21 protein-coding genes are annotated in these 20,111 nt (G+C 68.0%); 12 read left to right on the plus strand and 9 right to left on the minus strand.

All coding sequences use genetic code 11. The annotated features are described in order from the left end of the window. Positions 1-3: 3 nt before the first annotated feature. Genes ACZ5BU_RS21205 through pgm form a run of 3 tightly spaced genes read left to right on the plus strand, consistent with a single transcriptional unit; the run spans position 4 to position 3,493 of the window. Complete coding sequence (locus ACZ5BU_RS21205) at positions 4-363, plus strand: MmcQ/YjbR family DNA-binding protein (RefSeq protein WP_465701269.1); 360 nt, start codon at positions 4-6, stop codon at positions 361-363. Between the two features lie 17 nt (positions 364-380). Continuing rightward, the gene (locus ACZ5BU_RS21210) at positions 381-1,847 is read left to right on the plus strand and encodes a fused MFS/spermidine synthase (protein WP_465701271.1); all 1,467 of its coding nucleotides are present in this window, start codon (positions 381-383) and stop codon (positions 1,845-1,847) included. 23 nt (positions 1,848-1,870) lie between these two features. Continuing rightward, positions 1,871-3,493, plus strand: coding sequence for a phosphoglucomutase (alpha-D-glucose-1,6-bisphosphate-dependent) (gene pgm, locus ACZ5BU_RS21215; RefSeq protein WP_465701272.1), 1,623 nt, complete (start codon positions 1,871-1,873; stop codon positions 3,491-3,493). Here the strand turns inward: pgm and ACZ5BU_RS21220 are convergent. Together ACZ5BU_RS21220 and ACZ5BU_RS21225 are read right to left on the minus strand one after the other, a co-directional pair. Continuing rightward, complete coding sequence (locus ACZ5BU_RS21220) at positions 3,490-3,864, minus strand: DUF3037 domain-containing protein (RefSeq protein ID WP_465701274.1); 375 nt, start codon at positions 3,862-3,864, stop codon at positions 3,490-3,492. The two genes, pgm and ACZ5BU_RS21220, sit on opposite strands and share 4 nt — an antisense overlap. Then, the gene (locus ACZ5BU_RS21225) at positions 3,861-4,598 is read right to left on the minus strand and encodes a HipA family kinase (protein WP_465701275.1); all 738 of its coding nucleotides are present in this window, start codon (positions 4,596-4,598) and stop codon (positions 3,861-3,863) included. Before ACZ5BU_RS21225 ends, ACZ5BU_RS21220 begins: the two co-directional genes overlap by 4 nt. A gap of 41 nt (positions 4,599-4,639) precedes the next feature. Here ACZ5BU_RS21225 and ACZ5BU_RS21230 point away from each other — a divergent pair, with 41 nt between their 5' ends. Continuing rightward, positions 4,640-5,695 carry a carboxylate-amine ligase gene (locus ACZ5BU_RS21230; RefSeq protein WP_465701277.1) on the plus strand — a complete coding sequence of 352 codons (1,056 nt, stop codon included), beginning with the start codon at positions 4,640-4,642 and terminating at the stop codon, positions 5,693-5,695. Positions 5,696-5,705: 10 nt separating this feature from the next. Here the strand turns inward: ACZ5BU_RS21230 and ACZ5BU_RS21235 are convergent, their stop codons facing one another. From ACZ5BU_RS21235 to ACZ5BU_RS21250, 4 genes are all read right to left on the minus strand, one after another. After that, the gene (locus tag ACZ5BU_RS21235) at positions 5,706-6,428 is read right to left on the minus strand and encodes a hypothetical protein (protein ID WP_465701279.1); all 723 of its coding nucleotides are present in this window, start codon (positions 6,426-6,428) and stop codon (positions 5,706-5,708) included. A gap of 46 nt (positions 6,429-6,474) precedes the next feature. Continuing rightward, positions 6,475-9,132 (minus strand): ABC transporter permease, encoded by a 2,658-nt coding sequence (locus ACZ5BU_RS21240; protein ID WP_465701281.1) that lies wholly within the window; start codon positions 9,130-9,132, stop codon positions 6,475-6,477. Further along, complete coding sequence (locus ACZ5BU_RS21245; protein WP_465701283.1) at positions 9,129-9,866, minus strand: ABC transporter ATP-binding protein; 738 nt, start codon at positions 9,864-9,866, stop codon at positions 9,129-9,131. Before ACZ5BU_RS21245 ends, ACZ5BU_RS21240 begins: the two co-directional genes overlap by 4 nt. A gap of 374 nt (positions 9,867-10,240) precedes the next feature. Continuing rightward, a complete protein-coding gene (locus tag ACZ5BU_RS21250) occupies positions 10,241-10,846 on the minus strand; it encodes a hypothetical protein (RefSeq protein WP_465701285.1) in 606 nt (201 codons plus the stop codon). A gap of 92 nt (positions 10,847-10,938) precedes the next feature. Between ACZ5BU_RS21250 and ACZ5BU_RS21255 the strand changes: the two genes are divergently transcribed. Beyond that, positions 10,939-11,742, plus strand: a complete 804-nt coding sequence (locus ACZ5BU_RS21255; RefSeq protein ID WP_465701287.1) for a GNAT family N-acetyltransferase — start codon at positions 10,939-10,941, stop codon at positions 11,740-11,742. Between the two features lie 22 nt (positions 11,743-11,764). On the opposite strand, the gene ACZ5BU_RS21260 is transcribed toward ACZ5BU_RS21255, so the two are convergent. From ACZ5BU_RS21260 to ACZ5BU_RS21270, 3 genes are read right to left on the minus strand one after another with little or no spacing between them, the layout of a single operon-like run. Next, positions 11,765-12,373 carry a response regulator gene (locus tag ACZ5BU_RS21260; RefSeq protein WP_465701289.1) on the minus strand — a complete coding sequence of 203 codons (609 nt, stop codon included), beginning with the start codon at positions 12,371-12,373 and terminating at the stop codon, positions 11,765-11,767. Beyond that, the gene (locus ACZ5BU_RS21265; protein WP_465701291.1) at positions 12,370-13,464 is read right to left on the minus strand and encodes a sensor histidine kinase; all 1,095 of its coding nucleotides are present in this window, start codon (positions 13,462-13,464) and stop codon (positions 12,370-12,372) included. The genes ACZ5BU_RS21260 and ACZ5BU_RS21265 overlap by 4 nt, the downstream gene beginning before the upstream one ends. A 25-nt stretch (positions 13,465-13,489) precedes the next feature. Continuing rightward, entirely contained in the window at positions 13,490-13,912 is a 423-nt protein-coding gene (locus tag ACZ5BU_RS21270) for a hypothetical protein (RefSeq protein WP_465701293.1), read from the minus strand. Between the two features lie 111 nt (positions 13,913-14,023). On the opposite strand from ACZ5BU_RS21270, the gene ACZ5BU_RS21275 reads away from it, so the two are divergent. The 7 genes from ACZ5BU_RS21275 (at position 14,024) to ACZ5BU_RS21305 (ending at position 20,077) form a co-directional block, all read left to right on the plus strand. Continuing rightward, complete coding sequence (locus tag ACZ5BU_RS21275) at positions 14,024-14,410, plus strand: hypothetical protein (RefSeq protein ID WP_465701295.1); 387 nt, start codon at positions 14,024-14,026, stop codon at positions 14,408-14,410. 83 nt (positions 14,411-14,493) lie between these two features. Then, positions 14,494-15,603 (plus strand): GNAT family N-acetyltransferase, encoded by a 1,110-nt coding sequence (locus ACZ5BU_RS21280; RefSeq protein ID WP_465701297.1) that lies wholly within the window; start codon positions 14,494-14,496, stop codon positions 15,601-15,603. Further along, positions 15,575-16,525 carry a potassium channel family protein gene (locus ACZ5BU_RS21285; protein ID WP_465701299.1) on the plus strand — a complete coding sequence of 317 codons (951 nt, stop codon included), beginning with the start codon at positions 15,575-15,577 and terminating at the stop codon, positions 16,523-16,525. Before ACZ5BU_RS21280 ends, ACZ5BU_RS21285 begins: the two co-directional genes overlap by 29 nt. 134 nt (positions 16,526-16,659) lie before the next feature. Beyond that, a complete protein-coding gene (locus ACZ5BU_RS21290; RefSeq protein ID WP_465701301.1) occupies positions 16,660-17,004 on the plus strand; it encodes a hypothetical protein in 345 nt (114 codons plus the stop codon). Positions 17,005-17,313: 309 nt separating this feature from the next. After that, positions 17,314-18,330, plus strand: coding sequence for a LacI family DNA-binding transcriptional regulator (locus ACZ5BU_RS21295; protein ID WP_465701302.1), 1,017 nt, complete (start codon positions 17,314-17,316; stop codon positions 18,328-18,330). Next, positions 18,327-19,247 carry a carbohydrate ABC transporter permease gene (locus ACZ5BU_RS21300; protein WP_465701304.1) on the plus strand — a complete coding sequence of 307 codons (921 nt, stop codon included), beginning with the start codon at positions 18,327-18,329 and terminating at the stop codon, positions 19,245-19,247. The genes ACZ5BU_RS21295 and ACZ5BU_RS21300 overlap by 4 nt, the downstream gene beginning before the upstream one ends. Then, positions 19,244-20,077, plus strand: a complete 834-nt coding sequence (locus tag ACZ5BU_RS21305) for a carbohydrate ABC transporter permease (protein ID WP_465701306.1) — start codon at positions 19,244-19,246, stop codon at positions 20,075-20,077. Before ACZ5BU_RS21300 ends, ACZ5BU_RS21305 begins: the two co-directional genes overlap by 4 nt. The last annotated feature ends 34 nt before the right edge of the window (positions 20,078-20,111 follow it).

Here is a 20,111-nt window from a genome sequence, read left to right on the forward strand (position 1 = left end):
CGGATGGACGTTCTGGAACGCGTACGCAGCCTGTGCCTGGCACTGCCCGAGGTGACCGAGCGGCCGAGCCACGGCGAGCCGACCTGGTTCGTTCGGGACAAGAAGACGTTCGTGATGTACGCCGACCACCATCACGACGACCGCCTCGGCGTCTGGATGGCGGCCCCGCCCGGCGTCCAGGAGTCGCTGGTGGCGGAGGACCCGGAGCACTTCTACCGCCCGCCGTACGTCGGCCACCGCGGCTGGCTGGGTGTGTTCCTGGACGTGGACGTCGACTGGGAGCACTTCGAGGACCTGGTCGAGAACGCGTACCGCCAGATCGCCCCGAAGACTCTGATAGCCCGCCTGGACGCCGGCGAGTAGCCCTATAAGGTGTCGTGGTGAACAAGCCGGTAGGACAGAAACTGGCCGTGGGACTGGCGTTCGGGAGTTCGGCTGCTGTCATGGTGCTGGAGCTGGTGTCGCTCCGCTTGGTGGCGCCGTACATCGGTCTGACGCTGGAGACCAACACTGCCGTCATCGGGGTAGCCCTGGCGGCTATTGCGACCGGTGCTGCCATGGGCGGCCGGTTCGCGGATGCGGTGCCGCCACAGCGCACACTCGGGCCGCTGTTCATGCTCAGTGGCGCCCTGGTGATGCTGATCCTCCCAGTGGTCCGCTGGACCGGTCAGGCGCTGCAGGGTGCTGACGCGAGCAACCTGGTGTTTCTGGTGCTTGCCATCACCCTCTTCGCACCGGCCTCACTGCTGGCCGCCGTCACGCCAATGGTCACCAAGCTGCGGCTGGCGACGCTGGAGCAGACAGGAACCGTTGTAGGCAGGCTGTCTGCTTTCGCAACGGTCGGCGGCATCGTCGGCACGGTGTTGACCGGCTTCGTGTTCGTGGCCACTGTGCCGATCAGTGCGATCGTTCTTACGCTTGGAGCCGCACTGGTCGTCGTAGGCGCCGTACTGACGCTCCTGCTGCGTGGAGTGCGTGAGGCGGTCAAGCCTGTCGTCCTAGCGGTCATCGGCGCCACCCTGACTCTCGTCGCACCGCGCCCGTGTGAGGTCGAGACGGCGTACCACTGTGCTCGTGTGGTCGCGGACCCGGCGCGAGAGGGCGGACGGACGCTGTACCTGGACCGGCTGCGGCACTCGTACGTCGACCTCGACGACCCGACGTACCTGCAGTTCGAGTACATCAAGAACTTCGCCGCCGCGATCAACGGCAGCCGTCCGGAAGGGCAGCCGGTGAGCGCGCTGCACATCGGTGGCGGCGGTCTGACCATGCCGCGATACCTGACGGCGACGCGTCCGGGCAGCAGGAACCAGGTGTACGAGATCGACCCGGCCGTGGTGGACCTCGACAAGCGCGAACTCGGCGTACGGACCGGTCCGGACCTGAACATCACCGTGAAGGACGGGCGGCTCGGCATCCGCGACGAGGCGACGGACAGCCGCGACGTGGTTCTGATGGATGCGTTCAGCGGGGTGTCGGTGCCGTGGCACCTGACCACGCGCGAGGTGGTGGCCGACGTACGGCGGGTGCTGCGGCCGGACGGGATCTACCTGATCAACGTGATCGACTACGGGCCGGAGAAGTTCGCGAAGGCCGAGCTCAAGACCGTGCAGGCCGAGTTCCCGTACGTCGCACTGATCGCCCGCGCGGACGAGTTCGCCGGCACCGGCGGCGGCAACTTCGTCGTCCTCGCGTCCGACCGGCCGATCGCCGTCCCCGCGATCGCGAGCAAGCTGGCACCGAACATGCAGATCCGCGACCAGCTGGATTCGTTCGTCGGAGACGCCCCGATCCTGACCGACGACTACGCACCCGTGGACCAGTTGCTTACGCCGTACAGCAGCTGACCTTCTTGTGATTGCATGTGGTCATGCATCCACGCGCAGGCCAGCCAGCACAACCCGAGGACCTCGTCGACGTCGACGCCATGCTGGCGGCGTACCACGACCTCACCCCGGACGTGGAGAACCCGGCCCAGAAGGTCGTGTTCGGTACGTCGGGGCACCGCGGCTCGAGTCTCGACGGCGCCTTCAACGAGGCGCACATCCTGGCGATCACCCAGGCCGTCTGCGAGTACCGGGCCGGCCAAGGTACGACGGGTCCGCTGCTGGTCGGACGGGACAGCCACGGTCTGTCCGAGCCCGCGTGGCGGACGGTGCTCGAGGTGCTGGCGGGCAACGACGTGCAGACGCTGGTGGACAGCGCGGACCGGCTCACACCTACGCCGGCCGTGTCGCACGCGATCCTGCGGCTGAACCGCGGTGCGGGCGCGGACGCCGACGGTATCGTCATCACGCCGTCGCACAACCCGCCACGGGACGGCGGTATCAAGTACAACCCGCCGCACGGCGGCCCGGCCGACTCCGATGCGACCAGGTGGATCGCGGATCGTGCCAACCAGCTGATCGCCGGCGACAACCGTGAGGTACGGCGCAAGCCGTTCGAGCAGGCACGTCAGCACGCGGGGGAGTACGACTTCGTCGGGCACTACGTCGACGACCTGCCGTCGGTACTGAACCTGGCCGCGATCCGCGACGCCGGCGTGAAGATCGGCGCCGACCCGCTGGGCGGCGCGAGCGTCGACTACTGGGCGGCGATCGCCGAGCGGCACGGCCTCGATCTGACCGTGGTGAACCCGCGGGTGGACCCGTCCTGGTCGTTCATGACGCTGGACCACGACGGCAAGATCCGGATGGACTGCTCCTCGCCGTACGCGATGGCTTCGCTGGTCGCGCAGCGGGACAAGTACGACGTCGCGACCGGGAACGACGCGGACGCGGACCGGCACGGCATCGTCACGCCGGACGCAGGGCTGATGAACCCGAACCACTACTTGGCTGTAGCGATCTCCTACCTGTTCAGCAACCGGCAATGGGGTCCGGATGTCGCAGTGGGGAAGACGCTGGTTTCTTCTTCGCTGATCGACCGGGTGGTTGCTGACCTGGGCCGCAGGTTGTGGGAGGTACCTGTGGGCTTCAAATGGTTCGTACCGGGGCTGGTCGACGGTTCTGTCGGGTTCGGTGGTGAAGAATCAGCAGGGGCGAGCTTCTTGCGCTTCGACGGCACTGTGTGGACCACCGACAAGGACGGGATCCTGCTCGCGCTACTGGCGAGTGAGATCACCGCGGTGACAGGGGAGACTCCGTCTGTCGCTCACGCCAAGCTGGTGGACCGCTTCGGTGCTTCGGCGTACTCGCGGGTCGACGCACCGGCGAGTCGTGAGCAGAAGGCCAAGCTGGCCGCTCTCACGCCAGAAGCGGTCACCGCGACCGAACTGGCCGGAGAGCCGATCGTCGACCGGCTCACCCACGCTCCTGGCAACGATGCGGCGATCGGCGGACTCAAGGTCACTACGGAGTCTGCGTGGTTCGCTGCACGTCCGTCCGGGACAGAGGACCTCTACAAGATCTACGGCGAGTCCTTCAAGGGCGCAGAGCACCTGGAGGAGGTGTTCACCGAAGCCCGTGACGTGGTGTCCAAGGCTTTGGGCTAACGCACGAACGAGTCGAGCAACCGCTCCAGCTCCGCAGCGGGGTCCGTGGTGATCCCGCTGTGGATCGGTCCCGGATGTACGACGGTACTCCGCGGCGCAGCCAGCCACCGGAACCGCTCGCCGATCTTCGTCGCGGCAGCTGGTCCACCCGCCGGATCGCCGGCGCAAATGGCCCGTACCTGTTCCAACGACGCGCACACCACGTCAACGTCCACATCTGGGTCCAGCGCCATCAGACGCTCCGGCCGAACGTCCCAACCGGCTCCGAGGTAGTCCAGCGCCCGGCAGTAGAGCACCGCACCGACGTTGATGAACTCACCCCGTTGAATCCTCGGGGCGGCCCGCAGAATCACGTAGTCGAAGGGCTTCACCGCACACCTCCCGGCACCCAAGCGGCCCGTCCTTCGAGCCGCGCCAGCAGGTGTCCGACGTACCGCTCGCGGCTGCCGTCGCCCAGCCACTCGTCCGGCACGAGTCCTACCACCTCTTCGAGCAACGACGGGCTGATCGCCGCGGCCAGCTCTGCATCCACCTTCGCCACATCCGGTACCGCAACGGAGAAGACGTGGTCCGAGGCGTCGTACGGCAGCGACGCGAACTTCTCCGCCGACATCCACGAGTGGTGGAAGTACAGGGCCGCGCCGTGGTCGATCAGCCACAGGTTCTTGTGCCAGACCAGCAGGTTCGTGTTCCGCCACGAACGGTCGACGTTCGCGACGTACGCGTCCAGCCAGAGGATCCGCGCCATCGCGTCGTCGCCGGGGTTGCCGGCCGAGCCGTCGTACCCGAAGGAGCCCGGCAGGAAGTCGACGGCCAGGTTCAGCCCGGCGCTGCGGATCAGCAGCTCCTGGATCTCGAAGTCCGGCTCCGACTTCCCGATCGCCGGATCGAGCTCGATCAGCTTCAGCTCCGGCACCCGCAGCCCGAGCCGGCGGAACAGCTCGCCGACGATCACCTCCGCCACCAGCGCCTTCGGCCCCTGGCCGGCGCCGTGGAACTTGATCACGTACGTCCCGAGGTCGTTGCCTTCGACAACACCAGGCAACGAACCACCTTCGCGCAGCGGCAACACGTACCGCGTCGCGGTGACAACAGGCAGACTCACGGTGCAGAGCCTAACCGGTTGGCGGTGGGTACCTGTGGAAGGTGAAACTTCCCTCCTTCGGAGTAGAGGAAGAGCTACTCCTCGTGTCCGCGAGCGGCGACCCGCTGCCGCGGAGCCGTGCCGTGGCCGCCGACGCGAAAGAACTGGATGTCGCGCTGGAGCTGAGCAGGGCGATGGTGGAGATCAACACGCCCGTCTGCTCGACTGCTGACGAGCTCCGCGACCACCTGATCCGGATGCGTTCCCAGCTGGCCTCCGCCGCCGCAGAGGAAGGCGCTCGGCTGCTGGCGATCGCCGTACCCCCGCACGGACGGGCAGCGCAGCCGATCACCAAGAAGCCGCGATACCAGGAGCTGGCACGTAAATGGGGTCTGCTGGCTCGTGAGCAGGGCGTGTGCGGCTGTCACGTCCATGTGGGTGTGCCGGACAAGGAGGCTGCGACAAGGGTCAGTAACCACCTGCGTCCGTGGTTACCGGTTCTGCTCGCTCTGAGTGCGAACTCGCCGATCTACATCGGCCAGGACACCGGGTTCGCCAGCTGGCGCTGGCTGATGACGACACGGTGGCCGAGCGCCGGCCCACCGCCGTACCTGGAATCGGCCGACCACTACGACGCCCTGGTCGCCATGCATCTGGCGGCCGGGACGCTGATCGACGAGAAGATGGTCTACTGGGACATCAGGCCGTCGACGCACCTGCCGACGGTGGAGGTGCGCGTCAGCGACATCCCGCTCACGATCGACGAGACCGTGCTGATCGCGACACTCGTCAGAGCGATCGTGCTGACCGCACTGGAGGACGGTTCGAAGGGTCCGACGCTGGAGCCGGAAGTACTCCGTGCCGCGTACTGGCTGGCGGCCCGGGACGGGCTGACGGCGCAGGGCCTCGACGTACTGAGCGCGGAGGCGATGCCGATGGCCGAGGTGATCGAGCAACTGCAGCGGCACGTCGATCCCGCGCTACAACAGCTGGACGCGGTCGAGCTGGTACGCGACGGCGTCGCGCGTTCGTTGCGGGAGGGGAACGGTGCCGTGAAACAGCGGAAGGCGTTCCGTGAGGGCAACGACCTGGTCGCTCTCACCGAGGTAAGGCCTTGAGGGCGGGCGTTCAGGGTGCCGAGTTGATCTGCCGGGTCGACTCGGTCTGGGCCGTGATCGAGCCGTCCTTGAAGGCCTTGTCGAGGGTGCCTTCGGTACGGCGGGTCAGCATCAGGGTGACCTGACAGGTCGTGGCCGGTTTACGGCCCGGGGTTGGCGTTCCGGTCACGGGGCGGAGCGACCCGGGCGGGATGCTGGCCTCGGTACGGCCGGGCTCCAGCTGCAGGCTGCCCGGCTGGATGCAGTCGCCGGCCCAGGTGACCAGCGACGACAGGTCGGACGGGCCGCTGTCGAAACGGACGGGGATCGCGGCACGGCGGGAGTACGTCGTACCGGTCTGGGGTGCCGTCAGCTTGACGCGTTCGGGGAGCTTCACCGTGGACTTGGGCGCGGAGTCGTCGTTGCTGTTGCGGGTGAGGTCGAACGTGATCTCGGTACCGGCTTGGACCACACCGTCGAGCTGACCGTCGTAGTCGGTGACGCCGGCGGACTTGTGGTGCTGGAGCTTCACGTCCTTCCCGCCGCCCGACGCGGTCACCGATTCCCCGTCGCCGAGCTCGATGAACGTCAGCGTGCCGACCCGGTACGACGCACTCACGTTCGCAACGTCCGCCGAGTCGGGCAACGTGACCACGTACGTCGCGCTGATCCCACCGGTCCGAACATCTTTCGACTGAACCGTGGAACACCCCGCGACGACCAGCACCATCGCCACCACACCAATCCTCTTCACAGTCAGCGAAGCTAACAGCGCAGGGGGTTAGGGGTCCTGAGTACAACTACTCGTACTGCAGCGCCTCCAGGGGGTTGAGTTTGGCGGCGCGGCGGGCGGGCCAGATCGCGGCGAAGATGCCGACGACCACCGAGACGCCCGCGAAGATCGCGAGTTGCCCGACCGGCACGACGAACGAGATCTCGTCCAGGCGGGCGGCCAACAGCGCGGCGAGCACGAGACCCAGGACGATCCCGATGACCGCGCCGATCAGCGCGGTGATCACGCTCTCCTGCCGGATCATCCGTTTCACCTGGCCCCGGGTGAGACCGATCGCGCGCAGCATGCCGAGCTCGCGGGTGCGCTCGAAGACGGTCAGCACCAAGGTGTTCACGATGCCGAACAGGCTGACCAGCACCGACAGTGCGAGCAGCACGTAGAGCACGTTCAGCAAGCTCTTGATGCCTTGCGCCTGGGCCTTCTTGAACTCCTCGATGGTCTGCGCCTTCGCGTTCGGGAACGAGCTCAGGGAGGTCTTCAGGGCGTCGGTGTTGGCGGGGGTGACGCCGCCGTGAACGGTCAGGAAGGTGTAGATGTTCTGCGGTTGCGGAGTCCCGGAGTCGAACGTCGTCGTCGCGATCGTCACGTTCCCGAACGGCGATCCGCCCGCCGGCGGCTTGAAGATCCCGCGGACCTGGAACTGCAGCATCTTGCCGGTCACCATCTGCAGCGTGACCTTCGAGCCGAGGGTGAGCGAGTGCTCGTCGGCATAGTTCGCGTCGACGATCGCGCCGTTCGGTTCGAGCTGCGACAGGGACGCCTGGGAGCCGGCTCGCCAGTCGAACCTGAGCAGCCGCGGCGCGATCCGGTCGATGGCGGTGATCGTGATGGTCTTGCCGAAGGCCCTGGCCTGTCCGCCGCGGACACTGGTGACCTCCGCTACCGAAGGTACCCGCGCCACCGTGGCCGCCACCGCAGGCGGCAGCGGGCTGAAGTTGTTCTGCGCCGTGATCGCATAGTCCGAGCTCGAGATCCGGTCGACTGCGTCCTCGAAGGGCTTGATGATCCCGGCGCCGAGGGCGGCGACCAGCGTGACGAGTGCCAGCCCGATCATCAGAGCGGCCGCGGTCGACGCCGTACGGTGCGGGTCACGCCGGCTGTTCTGACCACCGATCGCCACCGCGGGCCGGTCCGGCAGCACGTGCGGGAACTCCGGGTGCCGACCGAAGAGCCGCCGTACCGCCCAGAACGGAACCAGCACGAACGGCCAGATCAGGGCGGTCAGTACGACGACCGCCCATCGCGCGACGGGATCCGACACGGCCGCCAGCGGTCGCACGAGTCGCGCGGAGAACAGGGCGATCCCGATGAACAGCAGCAGTACCCCGGCGCCGAGGAGCGACAGCAACGTCCTGGTCCGCAAACCACTGGCGAACAGCCCGATCACCACCAGCGCGACGCCACCGGCGGCGAGCAGCGCGGCACCCAGGGGACGGTAGCGGTGGAACCGCCCCGGTGCGAGCGTCGCACCTTCCCGGACCGCCGCGATCGGTGGCACCCGGGTCGCCCGCCAGGCCGGCCGCAAGCTCGCCAGCACGGTGACGAGTACGCCGACCAGCAGTGCGACGACAATGGTCCGGGTCCGGAAGACCAGGCCGTTGTTCGGCAGCGTGAGCCCGATCGTGTCGAAGAGCTTGAACAGACCGGTCGCGATGCCGAGCCCGAGGAACAGGCCGGCGACCGCCGAGATCGCGCCGGTGACCAGTGCCTCGAGGACCACCGTGCCGAGGATCTGCCGTCGGGAGGCGCCGAGTGTCCGCAGCGTGGCGAACTCGCGGGTGCGCTGGGCGATCGTGATCGAGAGCGAGTTCGCGATCACGAACGAGCCCACGAACAACGCGATCGCGCCGAACACGAGCAGGAACGTCTGCAGGAAGCTCAGGAACGCCGTCGTACCGGCGGCGTCCTCGGCGGCCTGGTCGTCGGCGGTACGGACCTGGGTCGCCGGGGGCAGGATTCGCCGGACCGCGTCGACGAGCTGTTGCGGGTTGGTGCCGGACTTGGCGGCGATCAGGATCTGGTCGAGCTCGCCGGGCTTGTCGAAGAGCCGTTGCGCCGTGGGCAGCTCGAACCCGGCCAGCGTCGCGCCGCCGATCGACGACACCGCGCCGAACTCGACCAGTCCGGAGATCCGCATCCGCTCGACCGCACCACGTGCTTGGACGCCGATCGTGTCACCGGCCACGAACCCCTTCGCCTTGGCGGTTTTCGTGTCGATCACGACCTCCTCCGGCGCCGGCCAGGACCCCGCGACCAGCTTGAGCGAGTTGAACTGCGGCAGCGCGGGGTCGACGCTGAAGCCGAGGTTCGGGGCGCCGCCGAAGACGATCGCCTTGCCGTCCTTGCCGATCAGCTGCGCCTCGCCGGCGACCGCACCGCCGGCGGCGCCGACCTCGGGCAGGTCGCGGACCTGCTGCAGCAGGCTCTGGGGAAACGCCGGCGCCGTCACCGTGCCGCCCTGGGACGCGTCGAAGGGAGTCTTCCCGGTGATCGCGGCATCGGTGTTCTTGTAGTTCTGGGCGAAGATCGAGTCGAACGCGGACGTGATCGAGTCAGTCAGCACATACGTCCCGGAGATCAGCGCCACACCCAGTACGACGCCGATCGCGGTCAGCGCCGTCCGCAACTTGCGGGCCAGCAGGCCCTGGAGCGCGAACCTGATCACTGTAGGTCCAGCGTGTCGATGATCTGCAGGATCTCGTGCTGGCTGGACCGGCCGGTCTCCTTCACGATCTCGCCGTCTGCCAGGTAGAGGACCCGATCGGCCATCGCGGCCGCCTTGGCGTCGTGCGTCACCATCACCGTGGTCTGGCCGTACTCGTCGACCGACGATCGCATCAGCGTGAGGATCTCGCCGCTGGTCCGGGAGTCGAGGTTGCCGGTCGGCTCGTCGGCGAACACCACAGTCGGCCGGGACACCAGCGCACGTGCGATCGCCACCCGCTGCTGCTGACCGCCGGACAACTCGGCCGGGCGGTGCGCGAGACGATCGGCGAGACCGACCCGCTCGACCAGGCCGTCGAAGAACTGCGTATCCGGCTTCGTACCGGCGATCGTCAGCGGCAGCAGGATGTTGTCACGCGCACTCAGCATCGGCAGCAGGTTGAAGAACTGGAAGATGAAGCCGATGTGCTGCCGGCGCAGCTTGGTCAGCGCGTCGTCACCGAGTGTGGTGATCTCCGTGCCGTCGATTCGCACCGAGCCTGACGTCGGCCGGTCCAGCCCGGCCAGGATGTGCATCAGCGTCGACTTGCCGGAGCCGGACGGCCCCATCACCGCGGTCAGCTGCCCGGACTCGATCTCCACGTCCACACCGTGCAATGCGCGCACTGCGGTGTCGCCTTCGCCGTACACGCGGACCACTGCTTCCGCGTGCACAACTGCGGTATTCCCCTCCATTGCCGATCGCCCTCCCCGGCTGATCAGCGGTCGCCCCAGTCAACCGGCGGTCATCTCCCGACGAGTCTGCCCGCGTTCGGCCCGGATCGACAGGGACTTTTGCCCTTGTTCGACCCCGATCCGACCCTGACTGGCTGCGGGCATGCCGAGTTGCAGGCGGGCGCTCGCGCGCAGGCAGCGAGGCGACGGGGAAAGAGTAGGGGTGTCGGGCCGGGAAGCGCCTCACGGCGCGTGGCCGCTCGTAGCGGCTTAATTTGGGACCCGGGGCTTGCACCGGCCCGACACCTCGAACAGTGTAGCGGGTGCTCAAACGCCTTGTCCTGTTGGGATTGCGGGGTCCGGGACGCTATAACATCCGCTGGACCTGCGTGCAACTACCAGAGTTGTCCGGCGCGTTCCGAGCGGGCGGCGGTCTGGAGTTGGTCTGCGGTCTCGACCAGTTTGGCGGCGGACAGGACGCGGTCGTGGCCGTCGTCGGCGAGGTGGGCGCGGCCGGTGGCGATGATGCGGGCGAAGGCGGCGGCGCGGTCCAGCGTGGTGGCGAAGTCGCCGGTTGCGACGCCGCGCAGTACGGCGTCGACCATGTCGCGGACCTCGGCGGGGCCGGGGGGTTCGGCGACGCCGGCGACGACGGCGTGGACTTCGGCGTACTCGCGGCCGGTCGTGAACTCGCGGGAGACCTCTTCGGCGTTGGCGTGCACCCAGGAGCGCAGTACGTACAGCCGCCAGAGTGCGCCGGGTAGCGAGTCGGCGGGGGAGTCGGACCACAGTTCGGCGAGCTCGTCGAGGCCGTACTCGTCGGCGAGTTTGACGACCCGCGCGTGCACCTCGGCGTCCTCGGACTTGCGCACCCCGCGGACCAGCAGTTCGGCGGTCCGGTGCGCGGCCTCGGTCACGGTGGCCGGGTCGGCGGCACCGGGCAGCGACTCGAACAGCTTGTTGCCGGGCAGGATCGGCCGACGCGGATTGGGGGTACTCACGGCCTCCATGGTGCCTGACCCCACCGACAGCCGCATGCCGACGCGCGAAATCCGGTTGCGGTGCCGGACTTCGGGCCTGGTCTACTGATCCCGTGATTCCTCTCGACGACTCTCCGCAGGCGGTTGCGCTCCGGACCGCGTACGACCAGCAGATCCGCACCCGTCCGGGCAGTGCGAACGGCGGTACCGTCGACCGGTTCGACGCGCTGATCCGCAAGGTCGGCTTCGAGGGCGACGGCTTCGTCCAGTACCTCGGCGGCGTCGACGGGGCCGAGCTGGACCAGCTGATCGCCGACCAGGTCGCGTACTTCGCGAAACTCGGCGCCAAGTTCGAGTGGAAGTACTACAGCCACGACCTGCCGGCGGACCTGCCGCAGCGGCTGACCGCGGCCGGCTTCGTACCGGACGAGGAGGAATGCCTGCTCATCGGCGACGTCGCCGAACTGCCCACCGAGGTCGTGCTTCCGGACGGGATCCGGATCCGCGAGATCACCGAGCGCGCCGACCTGGAGCGGATGCAGGCGATGGAAGAAGAGGTGTGGGGCTACTCACACGACTGGTTGCCGGACGCGTTGAGCCGGGACCTCGCCGACGCCGAGGAGCCGGCCACCGTGATCGTGGCCGAGACCGACGAGGACGACCCGAAGGTGGTCTGCGGGTCCTGGATCCGGTTCCACACCGGCACCGACTTCGCGTCGCTGTGGGGTGGCTCGACGCTGGCCGAGTGGCGCGGCAAGGGTATCTACCGCGCGCACGTCGCGTACCGCCGGAACCTGGCGGCCGAGCGCGGCTACCGGTACCTGCAGGTCGACGCCTCGCCGGACAGCCGCGGCATCCTCGCCCGCCTCGGTCTACGCCCGGTCTCGGTGACCGTCCCGTACATCTGGAAACCCTGATCAGCCTCGGCACCTAGCAGGGTTACAGCCAGCCGCGTTCCTCGGCGACCCGGAGTGCTTCGATCCGGTTGCGGGTGCCGGTTTTCGAGGTGGCGCCGGAGAGGTAGTTCCGTACGGTGCCCTCGGCGAGGTAGAGGCGTGCCGCGATCTGGGCGACGCTGGCGTCGGTGCGGGCCGCGATCAGTACGTCTCGTTCGCGGGCGGTGAGCGGCGACTCGCCTGCCGCCAGGGTGGCGGCGGCCAGGGCGGGGTCCACTACCCGCTCGCCGGCCGCGACCCTCCGGATGGCGTCGACGAGCGTCTCGGCCGGAGCGTCCTTGACGACAAAGCCGACAGCGCCCGCCTCCATCGCGCGGCGCAGGTAGCCGGTACGGCCGAAGGTGGTCAGGATGACCACACGGCAGTCGGGCACCTGCGCGGCGAGCACTGAGGCCGCTGCGAGCCCGTCCAGCCCCGGCATGTCGATATCCAGCAACGCGACGTCCGGGGTGTGCTCCAGCGCCGAGGCCGCGACCTCGTCACCGCGGCCGACGGAGGCCACCACCTCGAAGTCCGGTTCGAGGTTCAGCAGTGTGCTCAACGCCTGCCGGATCAGTTCCTGGTCGTCGGCGAGCAGCAGCCGGATCGTCATACCGGCGCCTCCACTCGCACGGACCAGCCGTGGGGGTCGATCGGGCCGGCGGTCAGCTCGCCACCTGCCGCGGCCACCCTGGCCCGGAGGCCGTCGAGCCCGGAACCGGCGCCGCGCGGGCCGCCGACGCCGTCGTCGCGCACCTCCACAGAGGACGCGGTGAGCGCCACCGTGCAGCGGCCGGCGCGCGCATGTCGTACCACGTTCGTGAGCCCTTCCCGAACGACCCAGCCGAACAGCTCCTGGCGTTCCGGCGGTACCACCTCGCAGGCGGTGGGCAGATCGGCGGCGACTCCGGCTGCCCGCAGCAACTCCCGGCCTCGGGCGAGTTCGCCGGCGAGCGTGACGTCCTGTTCACCGGATACCGCGGCCCGTACGTCGGCCAGCGTCTGGCGAGCCAGTTGCTCGACCGATTCGATCTCGGCCAGCGCGGCAGGCGGGCCGCCTGCGGACAGCCGCCGGGCCAGCCCACTCTTGACGGTGATCGCGGTGAGCGAATGGCCGAGCAGGTCGTGCAGGTCTCGCGCGATCCGATTGCGTTCGGTCTCGGAGGCGAGTCTGGCAACCTCCGCCCTGGCTTCGCGCAGCTGCTGGTTCGCCGTGGCAGTACGGCTGAAGGCATGCACCAGCAGAGCGGTGAAGACGACAGCGACGGCGTAGTACCAACCTTGGCCGGTGCTCCAACCGGGCACGACCATCGGTATCACGATGCACGCCGCCGCACCGAGGCACACGAGGGCGGCGGCCAGTCGATCGCCGACGCGCGCCGCGGCCGCAGGCACGATCACCGCGGTGAGGATCATGGCGGACTCGTGGGCCAGCGGGGCGACCAGGACGGCCAACACCGTCATCAACGCCAGTAGCGACCAGTAGACCCGCCAGGCCGATCGCATCGACGCCATCACGACGGCCAGGTAGCCGACGGAGATTCCGGCGAGCAGTACGTAGCCGGCGACGAGGCCGGCGCCTTGCGTGTACTGAGCGACACCGGCGGCTGCCAGGAACGGGTAGCAGAGCATGCCCAGCGAGAGCAGCAGCCTGCGCCGCTCGTCCGAACCACGCGGTTCTGCGGAGTCCAGCCGTCGGTCCACGTCGCTCACCGTACCGGTACCAGGCTCAACGGGTGCCGAAGGCTGCGCGGACGGGTCGGGTGAGGATCACCAGGAAGACGATGAGCAGCATGGTGCCGCAGATCCAGTTCTCCGCCTTGAACCACACCGGGAAGCTGCCAGGGATGGCAATGACCACGACAACAGCCACCACTTGGGCCAGCGAAATGATCTGCACCCTGCGGTAGCTGCTCCGCGAGCCGTTCGCCATCGAAAGGCCGAGCGCGAAGGTGATCAATGAGGCGACGGCAAGGATGGAACCACGGATCCAGACCGCACTGGTCACGAGGTGGGGGTTTCCACTGAAGACCACGATCGCCAGCAGAGTGAGCACGCTCACCACCGCGTAGCCACCGAGCAGTGTCCGGGCGAAGCGCAGCTTGAGGCGGACGTCGGGGTCGGTCATGGTCAGGCTGTTCTGGTTCGTCATGATCACGATCCTGAGCGATCCCCGGTCGCTCTGAGTAGCGACGTACTTCATCGATCCGTCGTGACATTTGTCAGACGCGGACAGCCTGGGTCCAGTCGGTACGCTCGGGCTATGGCTGGTGGCGCGGGGCAGGGGAAGCTGGCGAAGAACCTGGTGAAGTACGGCGTGCGGTACGGACCGATCGTCGTCGAGGCGGTGCGGCACGGGCGCGAACCCGCGCAGCACGCGGTCCAGGCCGCGTGGGCGAGACGGACCGCGCGCCGCAAGGCGTTCGAGCACGCGACGACGGTGCGCGACGGGACGCTGCTCAAGGTGATCAAGGACGGTCAGGCGATCTTCTTCGTGTTCTCCGGCGACGCGATCGTCACGACGTACCCCGCAGTACCGCAGGCCACCTACCCCGAGCTGCTCCGGCACGCGGACCTCGACAAGCGCGAGACCCCGGTGATCCTCCCTCCGCGCCGCCCGCACCTGCCCAGGATCCGCAGGAAACGTTGACGCGCGTGTAACATTCCGGACCCGGCCGGGCAACAGGTGCGACGCACAGTGGGAAGCACGTTTCCACGAGGGAGGGCGTCCGCATGCTCTGGAAGATCAGGACCGAACTCGCCGACCGGCCCGGCGCGCTGGCCGAACTCGCTGCACGGTGTGGTGCGGACGACATCAACATCCTTCACCTGGAGGTCTTCACCTCCGAGAACGGCGCGATCGACGAGCTGGTGGTCTCCACCGGCGTCGGCTGGACCGCCGACGACCTGGCCGCGCTGGTCGCGGAGGCGGGGTGCGTCGCTACGACGGTCCGCCCGTGCCAGGCCGACGTACTCCATGACGCCCCGACCCGGTACCTGCGCGCCGTACTGCGGCTGATCGACGACCCGGTGTCCGTCGACGACGAGCTAGGGAACCTGCAGGGGTTCGACGAGTACACGCCCGCGGAGTGGGCGCGCGCCGACGTACTCGTGGAGATCGCCGGCCGGCTGGCCGAGCGCCGCGAGACGCCCGTCGGCCCGCGGCCCGGTAGCGGCGTGCCCATGCTGCGTACGGCGACCGTCGACGACGCCGACGCTGTCGTGGCGATGCACGACCGGTGCTCGTACGAGAGCCGCACCCGCCGGTACCACGTACCGATGCCGAGGCTCACCGCCCGGACCGCGCGGCACCTGTCCGCGCCGGCCGGTGGCGTGTCGATCGTGGCGTGTGTCGGCGACGCGGTGATCGGGATGGCGACGGCCGCGCCGTGGGAGGAGCTGGGCAGTACGACGATGGAGGTCGCCGTACTCGTCGAGGACGGCTGGCAGGGACAGGGGCTCGGGCTCCGGCTGCTGCGTGAGGTGGTCAACGCGGCCCGTGCGCTCGGCGCCGACCGGGTGGTGTGCATGGTGCAGCCGGAGAACGCGGCGATGCTCCGCACGCTGGAGCGGTTGCGGATGCGATCGCGGGTGGTGCAGGACGGCGACAGCCTGATGGTCAGTGTCGCTCTGTCCGAGCTGAGCCTGTCGCATGCGGTGGATCGGCCCGGGGTGCAATATCGTCATACGCGTGCCACCCCCTCCCACTGGTCGGAACCCTCACGGTCTGCTGGTCAACCTGCCCGCGAGCACACGCTCGCCGCTCTTTCAGCTCTTCAGCCGGTTTCTGATCGCGCTGGGGCTGCTGACCGTGATGGTGCTGATCGTGGTGGTCGACCGTGACGGCTACAAGGACAGTTACGACGGCAAAGTCGGGCTGATCGACAGCATCTACTACGCAACTGTCACGCTCACCACGACCGGGTACGGCGACATCACACCGGTGACGCCCACTGCCCGGCTGGTGAACGCCTTCATCGTGACTCCGCTGCGGATCGCGTTCCTGGTGGTTCTGGTCGGTACGACACTGGAAGTGCTGGCCAACGAGGGTCGCCGGGTCATGCGCGACACGCGCTGGAGGAAACGGATGAAGGATCACACCATCGTCGTCGGCTACGGCACCAAGGGCCGCTCCGCCGTACAGACGCTGATCAGCAACGGGGTCAAGCGCGACAACATCGTCGTGATCGACCCGCGGGCGCAGGCGATCGGTGACGCGGGCAACGACCAGATGGCCGCCTTCCACGGCGACGCGACCAACCGGACCGTACTGCGGCGGGCCGAGGTGATGACCGCGCGCGAGGTGATCGTGACGACCGACCGGGACGACTCGGCCGTACTGGTCACGCTCGCGGTCCGGCAACTGAACCCGAACGCGCACGTCGTGGTCGCGGTACGGGAAGAGGACAACGTCCCGCTGCTCCGGCAGAGCGGTGCGGATGCCGTCGTCACGTCGTCGGAGGCGGTCGGCCGGCTGCTCGGCCTGACCTCGGTCAGCCCGAACCTCGGCGAGGTGATGGAGGACCTGCTGACGTACGGCGAGGGGCTCGAGGTCGCGGAGCGCCCGGTCCTCGGCCGCGAGGTCGGCAAGCCGCCGTCCGCGCTGCCGGACCGGGTCGTCTCGGTGGTCCGCGACGGCAAGGTCCACCGGTACTACGACTCCAACGTCTCGGTACTTGCCGCCGGCGACAAGTTGATCGTCGTCCGTCCCGCCAAGGAAACCCCGTGGGCCGAACGTCCGGGCGCCGACGAGAACGAGGACTGAGCCCCGCTGAGAAGCGTGTTCATCTATTGACAGTGGGTGACGGCGGGAACAAGCCTGGGCCTGTTGCACCGACGGCGACCCACTAGGGGCCCTGAGCCGTCGCCGGCCCAGCCCCGGGCCCCCGCGGCGTGCTGATGCAGGACGAGCTCGGGCACTTCGAGGCCTGCAAGAGCTTTTCCAGCCGGTTGCCGGTCAACGCCACCTTCCCGGACGGTCAGAGCTTCTCCGACCCGAGCGTCTACCAGGTCTGCAACGGTGGTGCCGAGGGCAACGGTTCCGGTGAGGGTCCGTGTGATCCGGCGACAGGTCTCTGTCAGAACGCGACCACCGAGGGCGGGGTCGCGTGTCCGACCAACGACTCCGCGTCCGGGGTGAACTGTGAGTTCTCCGATACGAACTGCATCATCGCCGGACCGCGGATCACCCTGGTGAACGGCAAGGCAGTGGTCGAACGCTGGCCGATGCCGGTTGCGAGCTGAACGTGTTCCAGAACGGCGATCCGGACTTCGACGGGTCCTCGCACCAGGCCGACTGGCCGGACGGGTCCCGTGGTCATCCGACCTCGTTCGAGTATCTCGGGCCGTTCACCGGCGGTTGAAGGGACTTTGAGAACCCACCGACCGTTTTCGCACCCTGCGAATGGTTGGTGGGTTCTCAAAGTCGTGCTTGCGGCGGGTCACGGTACGGTTTCGCGCGGGTGATGTTGCGGTTGTGAGGTTGACGGGGTTTGGGCGGCGGCTTAATGTCTGGCCTGTAAACGATTACAAGAACGATTACAGGAGCTGACCGTGAGTCGTCCGACGATCGCTGGGGTGGCCCGTGCGGCTGGGGTCTCGGTGGCGTCGGTGTCGCGCGTACTGAACGGTCTGCCGGCCACCGAGGAGATGGCCGAGCGGGTGCAGCGCGCGGTCGCCGAGCTCGGGTACGTGCCGGATGCGCGGGCGCGGTCGTTGAAGGTCGGGCGGACGTTCCAGCTGACGCTGGCGGTCGCCGACGTCGGCAACCCGGTGTACGTGACGATGATGCGCGCGGTCGAGGAGGTCGTGTCCGCGGCCGGGTACCGGCTCGTCGTCACGACGACCGGTGCGGACGTGGTGGACGAGGTCGCGCTGGTCCGGGGAATGGCGCGCGGGTACGCCGACGGGTTGCTGATCAGCCCGATCCGCGTCGACGAGGACCTGATCAAGTCGATCCGCGAGTGCGAGGTGCCGGTGGTCGTCGCCGGTAACGTCCCGGCGAAGGCGGGCGTCGACACGGTCCGAGCCAACTCCCCGAAGGGCATGCTCCTCGCCGTCGACCACCTGGTAGCCCGAGGCCGTACTCACATCGTGTTCCTCAACGGCCCCGCCGACACAGTCCCCGGCGCCGCCCGCGCGAAGGGCTTCGCCGAAGCCCTGAAAGCCCACAACCTCAAGCCCGTCGCGGTTGTCGAGGCGAACGACTTCACCTTCGCCGCAGGACGCGCCGCAGGGCCACAACTGTTCGGCAGCCATCCAAATGGAGAGGGTTCGGCGAGCGTGGCGTTCGACGCCGCGATCTGCGCGAACGATCTGCTGGCGGTGGGGTTGATGCATGAGCTGGCGGCAGTGGGGCTTGAGGTGCCGCGGGATGTCGCTGTGGTGGGGATGGACGACAGTGAACTGGCTGAGCAGAGTTTTCCGCCGTTGACGAGTGTGAACCTGGGGTCGGCGGAGCGGGGGCGGCGGGCGGCCGAGTTGCTGTTGGCAAGGATCGAGGACAACGAACGGGCGCCGCGGCGGATCGTCGTACAGCCGTCGCTGAGTATCCGGAGGTCCACCCCGTGACGGCGACTCTCACCGCGCCGGCGCCGGTCAAGAAGAAGACGGGCCGACCGAAGCAGAACCGCGAGGCAATTCTGCTGTTCCTGCCCGCGTTGCTGCCGGTGCTGATCCTCAGCGTTTACCCGCTGATCCGCGGCATCGCGCTCGGCTTCACCAATGCCCGCGCCGGCCTGCACGTCGAGACGAACTTCGTCGGCGTCGACAACTTCGCCAAACTCCTGCACAACAACCTGTTCTGGGACTCGTTCCGGATCGGCGTGGTCTGGACGTTGTCGGTGACGATCCTGCAGTTCGTCGCCGCGCTCGGCCTCGCGCTGCTGCTGAACACCGACCTCAAGTTCCGCGGCGTCGCCCGTACGCTCGCGCTGATCCCGTGGGCGATGCCGCCGGTGGTCGTCGCGATCATGTGGCGGCTGCTGCTGCACCCGACGAACGGCCCGGTCAACGAGATCCTGCAGAAGCTGCACCTGACCGACCACCCGATCAACTTCCTCGGCGACTTCAGTACGGCGCTCCCGGCCGTGATCGTGGTCGGGATCTGGGTCGGCATGCCGATGACCACGGTCACGCTGCTCGCCGGCCTACAAGGCATCGACCGCACGCTGTACGAAGCGGCCGCCGTCGACGGTGCCGGCGCGTGGAGCCAGTTCTGGAACATCACGCTGCCGCAGCTCCGGACCGTGATCGTCGCGATCACCAGCCTGGACATGATCTGGAACTTCAACTCGTTCGGCCTGGTCTACGTACTGACCGCGGGCGGCCCCGGCGGCAAGACCATGCTGCCGATGCTGTTCGCGTACAACGAGGCGTTCCGCTACGGCAACTTCGGGATGGCCGCCGCGATGGGTGACGTGATGGTGGTCATCATCATCCTGTTCCTCTTCTTCTACCTGCGGAACCGGCTGAGGAGCGAGGCATGAGAACGCGCCCAGGCACCCGCTTCCTGCAGTACGTCGCTGTCATCGCGTATCTGGTCTTCCTCAGCTTCCCGTTGCTGTGGCTGATCTCCAGCTCGCTCAAGTCGCCGCGGGAGTTCGCCAGCGTCACCCCGTCGATCCTGCCGAAGCACTTCGACCTGTCGAACTACACCGACGCGCTCAACGAACAGGGCCTGGTGCGCGGCCTCGGCAACAGCCTGCAGATCTCTATCTACAGCACGATCCTCGTACTGATCGTCGCGCTCCCGGTGTCGTATGCGCTAGCCCGTTTCCGCAGCCGGCTGCGGCCGCTGACGAACGGCTGGATCCTGGTCAGCCAGGTTTTCCCGGTGATCCTGATCGTGATCCCGCTGTTCATGATCCTCCGGCCGCTGCACCTGACGAACACGATCCCCGGTGTGGTGATCGTGTACATGGTCTGGTCGCTTCCGTTCGCGCTGTGGATGCTGCAGGGGTACGTCGCCGCAGTACCGCGGGAACTGGAAGAGGCCGCGTCGGTAGACGGCGCTTCGCGACTGCGCACGATCGTGTCGATCGTGATGCCGCTGCTCCGGCCGGGGCTGATCGCGACCGCGATGTTCACCTTCATCTCGGCGTGGAACGAGTTCTTCTTCGCCCTGGTCCTGCTCCAGGACCCGCAGCTCAAAACACTTCCGCTGGTGCTCGCCCGCTTCGTCGGGGCCGAGGGCCAGGTGCAGTTCGGCCCGCTCGCCGCCGCATCGGTTCTGGCGACCGTGCCAAGTCTCGTGTTCTTCGCCTTCCTCCAGAGGCGCCTGACCTCAGGTTTGCTGAGCGGTGCGGTCAAGGGTTGAGAAAGAAAAGAATGAAAGAAGTAGGGGCGTAAGC

The sequence above is a fragment of the Kribbella sp. NPDC031520 genome, assembly GCF_055580825.1.

What these genes read in the sequence shown, in the direction of transcription:
- ACZ5BU_RS21205 (WP_465701269.1), top strand. Translation starts at nt 4, where the DNA reads ATGGACGTTCTGGAACGCGTACGCAGCCTGTGCCTGGCACTGCCCGAG.
- ACZ5BU_RS21285 (WP_465701299.1), top strand. Translation starts at nt 15,575, where the DNA reads ATGGTGCTGATCGTGGTGGTCGACCGTGACGGCTACAAGGACAGTTAC.
- ACZ5BU_RS21245 (WP_465701283.1), bottom strand. Translation starts at nt 9,866, where the DNA reads ATGGAGGGGAATACCGCAGTTGTGCACGCGGAAGCAGTGGTCCGCGTG.
- ACZ5BU_RS21260 (WP_465701289.1), bottom strand. Translation starts at nt 12,373, where the DNA reads ATGACGATCCGGCTGCTGCTCGCCGACGACCAGGAACTGATCCGGCAG.
- ACZ5BU_RS21275 (WP_465701295.1), top strand. Translation starts at nt 14,024, where the DNA reads ATGGCTGGTGGCGCGGGGCAGGGGAAGCTGGCGAAGAACCTGGTGAAG.
- ACZ5BU_RS21270 (WP_465701293.1), bottom strand. Translation starts at nt 13,912, where the DNA reads ATGACGAACCAGAACAGCCTGACCATGACCGACCCCGACGTCCGCCTC.
- ACZ5BU_RS21290 (WP_465701301.1), top strand. Translation starts at nt 16,660, where the DNA reads ATGCAGGACGAGCTCGGGCACTTCGAGGCCTGCAAGAGCTTTTCCAGC.
- pgm (WP_465701272.1), top strand. Translation starts at nt 1,871, where the DNA reads ATGCATCCACGCGCAGGCCAGCCAGCACAACCCGAGGACCTCGTCGAC.
- ACZ5BU_RS21305 (WP_465701306.1), top strand. Translation starts at nt 19,244, where the DNA reads ATGAGAACGCGCCCAGGCACCCGCTTCCTGCAGTACGTCGCTGTCATC.
- ACZ5BU_RS21280 (WP_465701297.1), top strand. Translation starts at nt 14,494, where the DNA reads ATGCTCTGGAAGATCAGGACCGAACTCGCCGACCGGCCCGGCGCGCTG.